At 32.8% G+C, this 9,091-nt stretch carries 9 protein-coding genes; 8 read left to right on the top strand and 1 reads right to left on the bottom strand.

Annotated elements, in window-relative coordinates:
- The first annotated feature begins 102 nt into the window (after positions 1 to 102).
- The 5 genes from aroB to ACI32A_RS05645 all read left to right on the top strand — a co-directional run bounded on the left by aroB (position 103) and on the right by ACI32A_RS05645 (position 4,988).
- The gene (gene aroB / locus ACI32A_RS05665) at positions 103 to 1,116 is read left to right on the top strand and encodes a 3-dehydroquinate synthase (protein ID WP_439754067.1); all 1,014 of its coding nucleotides are present in this window, start codon (positions 103 to 105) and stop codon (positions 1,114 to 1,116) included.
- Complete coding sequence (gene aroC / locus ACI32A_RS05660; RefSeq protein ID WP_439754066.1) at positions 1,106 to 2,200, top strand: chorismate synthase; 1,095 nt, start codon at positions 1,106 to 1,108, stop codon at positions 2,198 to 2,200. Before aroB ends, aroC begins: the two co-directional genes overlap by 11 nt.
- A complete protein-coding gene (gene aroA, locus ACI32A_RS05655) occupies positions 2,197 to 3,426 on the top strand; it encodes a 3-phosphoshikimate 1-carboxyvinyltransferase (RefSeq protein WP_439754065.1) in 1,230 nt (409 codons plus the stop codon). The genes aroC and aroA overlap by 4 nt, the downstream gene beginning before the upstream one ends.
- Positions 3,416 to 4,285 carry a prephenate dehydrogenase gene (locus tag ACI32A_RS05650; protein WP_439754064.1) on the top strand — a complete coding sequence of 290 codons (870 nt, stop codon included), beginning with the start codon at positions 3,416 to 3,418 and terminating at the stop codon, positions 4,283 to 4,285. The genes aroA and ACI32A_RS05650 overlap by 11 nt, the downstream gene beginning before the upstream one ends.
- A gap of 100 nt (positions 4,286 to 4,385) precedes the next feature.
- A complete protein-coding gene (locus ACI32A_RS05645; protein WP_439754063.1) occupies positions 4,386 to 4,988 on the top strand; it encodes a TetR/AcrR family transcriptional regulator in 603 nt (200 codons plus the stop codon).
- Between the two features lie 179 nt (positions 4,989 to 5,167).
- Here the strand turns inward: ACI32A_RS05645 and cptIN are convergent, their stop codons facing one another.
- Positions 5,168 to 5,419 (bottom strand): type III toxin-antitoxin system CptIN family toxin, encoded by a 252-nt coding sequence (gene cptIN / locus ACI32A_RS05640; protein ID WP_439754068.1) that lies wholly within the window; start codon positions 5,417 to 5,419, stop codon positions 5,168 to 5,170.
- Positions 5,420 to 5,983: 564 nt separating this feature from the next.
- On the opposite strand from cptIN, the gene ftsH reads away from it, so the two are divergent.
- The 3 genes from ftsH to ACI32A_RS05625 are packed head-to-tail and all read left to right on the top strand — an operon-like array spanning position 5,984 to position 8,978.
- Positions 5,984 to 7,837 carry an ATP-dependent zinc metalloprotease FtsH gene (ftsH, locus tag ACI32A_RS05635; protein ID WP_439754062.1) on the top strand — a complete coding sequence of 618 codons (1,854 nt, stop codon included), beginning with the start codon at positions 5,984 to 5,986 and terminating at the stop codon, positions 7,835 to 7,837.
- 9 nt (positions 7,838 to 7,846) lie between these two features.
- A complete protein-coding gene (locus ACI32A_RS05630) occupies positions 7,847 to 8,608 on the top strand; it encodes a DnaJ domain-containing protein (RefSeq protein WP_439754061.1) in 762 nt (253 codons plus the stop codon).
- Entirely contained in the window at positions 8,595 to 8,978 is a 384-nt protein-coding gene (locus ACI32A_RS05625; protein WP_439754060.1) for a hypothetical protein, read from the top strand. Before ACI32A_RS05630 ends, ACI32A_RS05625 begins: the two co-directional genes overlap by 14 nt.
- The last annotated feature ends 113 nt before the right edge of the window (positions 8,979 to 9,091 follow it).

Here is a 9,091-nt window from a genome sequence, read left to right as displayed (position 1 = left end):
TTTAACGGTTAAGACCGTAAGATATTAAAAATTTAGAGGGTTGTGTATTTTTATCAAAATGCCGATTTTTGACACTACCTAATACAAGATGAGGAAAACAATATGAAAATTATAGTAGATTTAAAAGAAAGAAGTTACCCTATTTTAATTGAAAGAAAAGCGCTCTATCATATTCAAGATGTGATTGATACGAATCGTAAAATTGCGATTATATGTGATGATTTTATTCCTGATACATGGATTGAAATTGTAAAAAGTCAATGTCCAAATTCCATGGTATTTAAATTCCCGCAAGGTGAAAACTCTAAATGCATACAACAATTTCAGTATTTATTAGAACAATGCATCCAATTTCAAATGACACGAAAAGATGCCATTATTGCCATTGGAGGTGGTGTAACCGGGGATTTGGCTGGTTTTGTAGCCGCTAGTTATATGCGCGGTATTGATTTTTATAACATTCCAACAACTATTCTTTCTCAAGTGGATTCAAGTGTAGGTGGAAAAGTTGCCATTGATATGGGTTCCTATAAAAATATAGTAGGTGCGTTTTATCAGCCAAAAGGTGTTTTAATTGATCCTGATGTGCTTTCTACTTTATCTATTCGCCAGCAACACAACGGATTGGTTGAAGCTTTAAAAATGGGTTTGATTTTAGATGAAAAATTAGTAGAAGCTTTTGAACAAGATGTATTGGATTTAGAATATATTATTTCTCGTTCCATTGATTTAAAGCGAATAATTGTAGAACAAGACGAAAAAGAAAGTCATTTACGTAAAATATTAAATTTCGGACATACCATTGGCCATGCCATTGAAAGTGCCTATGGCTTAGATACCTATTATCATGGGGAATGCGTAGCCATGGGAATGTTGTTTTTTATAAAAGACAAAGACTTAAAACAACGTGTATTAAAAATTTATGAGTCTTTATCCTTGCCTGTTGTACCTGATTATGACGTGGATGTATTAATGAATTGTATTGTTCATGATAAAAAAAGCAGTGAAAAAACGGTGTCTATTATTTCTATTGAAAAAGCAGGTCAATATAAAATTGAAGAAATGTCCTATAATTTAATTCGAGATATATTAGAAAGAGGTCCATATGAAAAATAATTTTGGCAATCAGATTTCATTGACTTTGTTTGGAGAAAGCCATGGTCCTTGTATTGGCATCACTTTAGATGGTCTTCCTTCCGGTATTTATATTGACTTAAATCGAATTCAAAGAGATATGGATAAGCGAAGAGCTAAGGGAAAGATTTCAACACAGCGTCATGAAGAGGATCAAGTTCATATTGTTTCGGGTTTTTTTGAAGGCCATACAACGGGAAGTTCTCTAACAATCATAATTGAAAATAAAAATACACGTTCACAAGATTATCAAAAAACACAATATCGTTTGCGTCCAGGTCATGCCGATTATACAGCTTTTGAAAAATACGAAGGCTTTCAGGATTATCGTGGCGGTGGTCATTTTTCAGGTCGTTTAACGGCTTGTATTGTAGCAGTTGGCAGCATTTGTGCTCAAATTCTAGAGAGTCAAGGCGTTTATATTGGTTCACATTTAAAACAAGTTTATACAATTTGTGATGATAGTTTTGATGAAAAGAAACTAAAAGAGCAGATTCAATATGTGAATTCTTTGGATTTTGCGGTTTTAAATGAGCAAAAAGCAATAGAAATGAATGCATTGATTGAAGAAGTTGCACAGAATAAAGATTCTGTAGGCGGTATTTTAGAAACAGCCATTATTGGTTTACCAGCCGGTATTGGAGAGCCTTTCTTTGATTCTGTCGAAAGTGTTTTATCTCATTTATTATTTAGTATTCCGGCTGTTAAAGCTGTTTCATTTGGTGAAGGCTTTGGCTTTGCTTCTTTATTAGGTAGTCAGGCAAATGATGCTTTTGTATATACCGATCATCATATTAAAACCAAAACCAATCACAATGCAGGCATTAATGGTGGTATCACAAATGGAATGCCTGTAATAATTCATACTTGTGTAAAGCCGACGCCTTCTATTTTTAAGGAACAAGATTCAGTGGATTATCAATCCAAAGAAAATGTAAAATTAACAATTCAGGGGCGCCATGATCCTTGTATCATTCATCGAGCTCGCATTGTAGTCGATAGCATTATAGCTTTTGGTATCTTGGATTTATGGATGGCTAAAAGAGCAACAGGAGGTTGGCGATGAAAGTAAAAGTCTTTCCAAGTCATGTTCATGGAAGTGTTTCCATTCCTTCAAGTAAAAGCATGGCTCATCGAGCCATTATTTGTGCTGCTTTATCAAAAGGAAAAAGTGAAGTATCCAATATTCATTATTCCAAAGACATTGAAGCCACGCTTTCTTGTATGGAAGCTTTAGGTGCAAAGATTGAAAAGAAAGATCATTCTTGTACAATTATTGGAACGTCTATTGAAAATCAAACAGGTGATCGAACTTTAAATTGTAATGAATCAGGTTCTACGCTTCGTTTTTTAGTTCCTTTAGCAAGTTTGGTACAGGGAAAAGTAACTTTTAAGGGACAAGGGCGTTTGATGTCTCGTCCTATGGATATTTATGAATCTATTTTTGAGAATCAGAATTTATTTTATGAACAAAAAGAAAATATTCAAGTTCAAGGTAGTTTAATGCCAGGTATTTATAAAATGCCTGGAAATGTTTCGAGTCAATTTATTTCGGGTTTATTATTTCTTCTTCCTTTATTAAAAAAAGATAGTACCATTGAAATATTGGAGCCCTATGAATCAAAGAGCTATGTGGATTTAACTATTTCTATGTTAAAAAAATTTCAAATTCAAATTACACAAACAAGTTCCAATACATATCATATTCCAGGAAATCAGGAATATGTTTCAAATGATATTGTTGTAGAAGGTGATTATTCTCAGATGGCTTTCTTTGCGGTTTTATCGTATTTAAATGGCTCTATTGATTGTTTGAATATGGATATAAATTCTTTACAAGGGGATAAAGCCATTCTTTCCATTTTAGAACAATATAAAACCAATCAAGATGTATGCATTGATTTATCAAATTGTCCGGATCTAGGTCCTATTCTATGTGTACTGGCTTCTTTTTATCCACATCAAACAAAAATTATCCATGCACAGCGTCTTCGTGTAAAAGAAAGTGATCGTATTGAAGCTATGGAAACCGAATTAAAAAAATGGGGTGTCAATATTGAAAGTACATTTGATACAATTACTGTTTTTGGAAAAGACAATTATTGTTGTCCAGAAGTTGTTGAACTCTATGGACATAATGATCATCGCATTGTCATGGCATTAACGGTTTTTGGTTTATGTGCAAAAAGTGAATGCATTATAGATGATGCCCAGGCAATTTCCAAGTCGTATCCACATTTTTTTGAGGATATTCAAAAAATTCATGGAAAGGTGTTGTGTTATGATTTCTAAAGATACAAAGTTTTTAATTGTCGGATTAGGTCTTCTTGGTGGAAGTTATGCCATGGGACTGAAACAAGAAGGTTATACAGTTTATGGTCTGGCTAGAAGACAAGAAACCATCGATTATGCTTTAGAGCACGATATGATTGATCAAGGTCAAATTGAGGTGGATGACTTTGTTTCCCAAGCCGATGTCATTATTTTTGGAATGTATCCAACGGCCATGGTGAAATGGATTCAGACTTATAAACACTTAATTAAAGATCATACTTTAATCAGTGATGTCAGTGGTGTAAAAACCAATATTGTAGATGTTATTCAAGATGAATTAAAAGATAAAGATGTGGAATTTATTTCGTGTCATCCTATGGCAGGACGTGAAACCAGTGGCATAGAGTATGCGAATACAGAAATGTTTAAAAAAGCAAATTTTATCATCACTCCAACTGATAAAAATTCACAAGAAGCCATTGAGTTTTGTCATGACTTGGCTTATACGCTTCATTTTAATCACATTGCGATTTTATCAGTTGAAGAACATGACCATATGATTGCGTTTTTATCGCAGTTGTGCCATGTCATTGCCGTGTCTTTAATGAATACACACGATAATTCACATTTAGTTGAATATACCGGTGATAGTTTTAGAGATTTAACGCGCATTGCTCAAATTAATGAAAATATGTGGACAGAATTGTTTTTGTTGAATAAAGAAATATTATTGGATGAAATCAATCAATTTATCGATTCTATTTCTCATTTTAGAGATGTTTTACAAGAAGAAAACAAGGAAGAGATGAAGCATTTATTTGTTCAGTCAACCAAGCGAAGAAAGTTATTCAACAAAAAGGATGCTAAGAATCTTTAGTTTCTGACTGTTCGTCATCTATTTTAATTTATTTCATTTTTTAAGTGACCGTGTATGTTTTTTGATAGGACAAGCGGTCATTTTCATGTATAATGGAGACATGAAACATAAAGTGATTGAAAATAAGAAACAAAAAGAACAGAGTTTGTTACAAGCTGCTTTTGAATTGTTTTCTCAACAAGAAATTCATACTGTATCGGTTAGTGATATTGTTCAAAAAGCAGGTGTTGCCAAGGGTACGTTTTATTTATATTTTAAGGATAAATATGAAATTCGAGATGTACTTATTGCCAGACAGGCACATTCTTTATTTGATTTCGCAATTCAGGAATTAGAATCCAATGATATTCGTGATTTTGAAGATCGTGTCATTTTTATCATCAATCAAGTGATTTTACAACTTCAATCCAATCCTTCAACACTAAATTTTCTACAAAAAAATTTATCGGTCGGATTATTTCAAACCACTTTAAATCAAGCCATTGATAAAGATTCTTTTGACTTGGTACAGCGTTTTAGCCAGGAAGCCAAAAAAGCTAATTTTCATTATGAAAAACCAGGCGTTATATTATATATGATTGTCGAATTAGCAGGAAGTACGTGTTATGATGCGATATTAAGAAAGAGACCTCTTCCAATGGAAGAATATAAACCCTATTTATTTGATGCGATTCGTTCAATTTTATCTAAGGGAAAAGAATAGTCACACTTCATTTGAATTGTTTTTTAATAGCTCGGTTTCTATCATTTTTACATCTGGAAAAATAAGTGAAACACCGTGTCTTTGTTTATCTAATATATTCTTAGCATTTTTTATTAATATTTCTTCAAAATTTCCAGGGACACGAACCGGAATTCCATTTCGATCTAAATATTCATTCTTTACATATTCTGCAATAAAAATGCTTTTTCATGTCCTAATACTTTACCAAACATTATAGTGTTACAAAAGCCATATTTTGAAATTTTATGTGCATATATTTTTTTATATTTTTGTACTTGCGATGAAAATGGAATTAGCCAAAATAAACCTGTTCTATTATCTTCAAAAGCGAAAAAACACGGGCGATCGTGAACAACTCCATTTACCATTTCCTTATTTTTCATTAATTTCTCATCTGGAAAATAAAATATTGATCTTCTATATAATAAAATCTTCCTGTTTTCATTATTTCTCTTTCTAACAAAAGGACTCCACCATCTTGTGATGAAGTCCTTTTTACATTTGAACTCGACCTTTTATCAGTCGCATATCGAGTAGCGACAACATTTGATAAAAGATATTTCTATCTTCAATTTGAATATACCATATTTTAATTTTTTTCAATTCATTTAATTTAGAAGTGAATTTAAATATCGATATCCCGTTTTTATCACCATAAGTATAAATCTATCCAATCAGAACAAACAATCACTTCAATTCTTTGTGATTTCTTTGATTCCATGTTCTTTCATATCTATTTTGTAGTGCTTGTATAGCCGATGAAGATAAATCTGTATCCTTTTTAATCGATTTAAATTCCATGATAATTCCAGGTAAAGAATGTATTTTAGAATCCAGTGTATTTCTCTAAACGGGATATCATTAAGTGCTAAAACAGTGCTAAATCTTGCGAAATTATGTGAAATTAGCACTTTATTTGATTCTATGCTAATTATTTAATAAAATAAAAATCAAATTTAAGGAGTGTTTTTTATATGAATAAAAAGAAAAGAAATTTTGCGCAATGGTATTTCATTTTCATGATTGCTTTATTAATCATTGACTTTATTGTCATACCATTTATTAGTGATTCTAGAATAGAAAAAACAACATATTCAGATTTTTTGACATATATTGATTCAAAGAAAGTTGATCAAGTTCAAATTGAAGAAGAAACGATTTATTATACTCTAGAAGACAGTGACAAAACGTATCAAACAGGGCAAATGAATGATCCTGATTTAGTTAATCGATTGGATAAAAGTGGAGCAGAATTTGAACAGGTCATTCCCAAACAAACCAATCCTATGATTTATTTCTTATGTACATTTGTGCTTCCTGTTGTGATTATTGGTATATTATTGACATCTTATTTTAAAAAACTGACAAAGAAAATGGACAGTGATCAGATGTCTTTTAACCAAGGTGGATTTGGTTTTGGGAATTTATCAAAATCCAATGCCAAGGTATATGAAGGCATTCAAACGGGTAAGACATTTAAAGATGTAGCCGGTCAAGAGGAAGCTAAAGAAAATTTAATTGAAATTGTAGATTTTCTAAAAAATCCAAAAAAATATGAAGAAATTGGTGCACAGCTTCCAAAAGGTGTATTATTAGTAGGTCCACCTGGAACAGGTAAAACATTATTAGCAAAAGCTGTCGCTGGTGAAGCAGGTGTTCCTTTCTTTTCGATTTCAGGTTCTGAGTTTGTGGAAATGTTTGTAGGGCGAGGCGCTGCAAAAGTTCGTGACTTATTTAAACAAGCACGTGAAAAAGCACCTTGTATTGTTTTTATTGATGAAATCGATACCATTGGTAAAAAACGAGACGGAACTGGTTTTTCTGGAAATGATGAACGTGAACAGACGTTGAATCAGTTATTGGCAGAAATGGATGGATTTGATGGTTCAAAAGGTGTTATCTTATTGGCAGCAACCAATCGAGATGAAATCTTAGACCCCGCTTTAACGCGTCCAGGTCGATTTGATCGTCGTATCCCAGTGGAATTACCGGATTTACGAGGTCGTGAAGAAATTTTAAAACTTCATGCACAAAATATTAAATGCAGTGACGACATTGATTTTAATGTGATTGCCAGAGCCAGTGCAGGTGCATCTGGTGCAGAATTAGCCAACATTGTCAATGAATCAGCTTTATTAGCCATTCGTGATGGTCGTAAAAGAGTACTTCAAAAAGATATGGAAGAAGCTATTGAAATTGTCATTGCAGGTGAACAAAAGAAAGGTGCTGTTATTTCTACGCATGAGCGTTTAATTGTTGCTTATCATGAAATTGGACATGCTTTAGTGGCTGCTAAGTGTAAACATACTGCACCGGTACATAAAATCACAATTATTCCTCGTACTAAAGGAGCATTGGGTTATACAATGCAAATTGAGGAACAACAACAGAATTTGTTGTCTAAAGACGAGCTTTATCAGCGTATAATGGTTTTAACAGCAGGTCGTTGTGCTGAAGAATTAATTTTTGATTCTATAACTTCAGGTGCTTCTAATGATATTGAACAAGCTACAAAATTAGCTCGTATGGGCATTACGCGTTTAGGAATGAGTGATCAGTTTGGCATGGTGGCATTGGAAACGACTTCCAATCAATATTTAGGTGGCGATGCTTCTTTGGCTTGTTCCACTGAAACAGCTACAAAAATTGATCAGGAAGTGATTCAGCTGATTCAAAGAGCACACGATGATGCGTATCAGATTCTTGAAGACAATAAGATGAAGCTTCATGAATTAGCGAAATATTTATATGAAAAAGAAACAATTACAGGTGATCAATTTATGTATATTTTAAATAAGCCTGTTGAAATTAGTGGTCCAAAAGAATAGGAGGAATACATGGTTCAAGATCCTTATCGCGTCTTAGGTATTGATCGAAATGCAACGGAAGAAGAAATTAAAAGAGCGTATCGAAAAAAAGCAAAGGAATGTCATCCAGATTTGCATCCCGATGATCCCGATGCTCAACAAAAAATGAATGAAGTCAATGAAGCTTATGATATGTTAAAAAATCCAGAGAAATATAGACAAACAGCGAGTTCGTCATATACATCGAATCAGGGATATCAACAAGCGTATTATGGCGATTTCAGTGATTTCTTTAATTCTTTCCAGCAAAGTCAAACCATTGAAATGCCACAAGTGGAACCCAATGATTCACTTGAAATACAAGACATTATTCATTGTATTCAGCAACATGAATATAAACAAGCCTACAATCGTCTTTCTTCCATTGGTATACATGCTCGTAGTGCACGGTGGTATTATTTATTTGCAGTGACATGTATAGGCTTAGGCTATACCCAGAATGCGAAAGAATCCATTGAGAAATGTGTTCGCTTAGAACCAAATCGACAAGATTATCAGCGTGTATATTCTGCCTTACATACACAACAGTCTTTTTATTCCTATGGAAATCCGTTCACATACCAAAGAACGTATACATATCGTAGAAGACACTCTATATTATGGTATTTTATTGTCATTCAATTTGTGATGTGGTTACTACAAGCGATTTTCTTTGGCTTTGGAGCAAGAAATATGCCAAACAATCAGCCAAATTATTATTATGATTATGGAGAAAACAATGAACAAGTTTAAAAATAAAATGATTCAATTTATGCAGGGACGATATGGAAACGATGCCTTCAATCAAGCTTTATTTGTGATTGCATTGATTCTAGTTGTTGTGCAATTATTTGTCAAAAACATTCTTTTATCATCTTTGGTCTTAATTCTATTGATATATATCAATTATCGTACTTTATCTAGAAATATTGTGGCACGACAATTGGAAAACGACCGTTATTTACGTCTTGTTAAACCTTATCAATTACAATGGCAATATCGAAAAACACATAAAGTTTTTCGTTGTAAACAATGCAAACAAATTATTCGTGTTCCCAAAGGAAAAGGAACTATTGAAGTTACATGTCCAAAATGTAAAACAAAAATCACAAAGAGGACTTAATTTTTCTATTTAAAAACAAGTGGTTTGTGTACATTACACAAACCACATTTTTTATAAATCACACTAAACAATCATTTGATTTTGAAAGCCACTCTTTTACCTGGGATATACTA

This window comes from Floccifex sp. (assembly GCF_051873555.1).
In the GTDB taxonomy this organism is placed as follows: Bacteria; Bacillota_I; Bacilli_A; order Erysipelotrichales; family Erysipelotrichaceae; genus Floccifex.
Note: the sequence above shows the minus strand (reverse complement) of the source record. Positions and strands in the feature narration are given on the sequence as shown.

Bases quoted from the DNA above. Each gene is read 5' to 3' on its own strand.
- aroB (WP_439754067.1), top strand. From the start codon at position 103: ATGAAAATTATAGTAGATTTAAAAGAAAGAAGTTACCCTATTTTAATT.
- aroC (WP_439754066.1), top strand. From the start codon at position 1,106: ATGAAAAATAATTTTGGCAATCAGATTTCATTGACTTTGTTTGGAGAA.
- aroA (WP_439754065.1), top strand. From the start codon at position 2,197: ATGAAAGTAAAAGTCTTTCCAAGTCATGTTCATGGAAGTGTTTCCATT.
- ACI32A_RS05650 (WP_439754064.1), top strand. From the start codon at position 3,416: ATGATTTCTAAAGATACAAAGTTTTTAATTGTCGGATTAGGTCTTCTT.
- ACI32A_RS05645 (WP_439754063.1), top strand. From the start codon at position 4,386: ATGAAACATAAAGTGATTGAAAATAAGAAACAAAAAGAACAGAGTTTG.
- ftsH (WP_439754062.1), top strand. From the start codon at position 5,984: ATGAATAAAAAGAAAAGAAATTTTGCGCAATGGTATTTCATTTTCATG.
- ACI32A_RS05630 (WP_439754061.1), top strand. From the start codon at position 7,847: ATGGTTCAAGATCCTTATCGCGTCTTAGGTATTGATCGAAATGCAACG.
- ACI32A_RS05625 (WP_439754060.1), top strand. From the start codon at position 8,595: ATGAACAAGTTTAAAAATAAAATGATTCAATTTATGCAGGGACGATAT.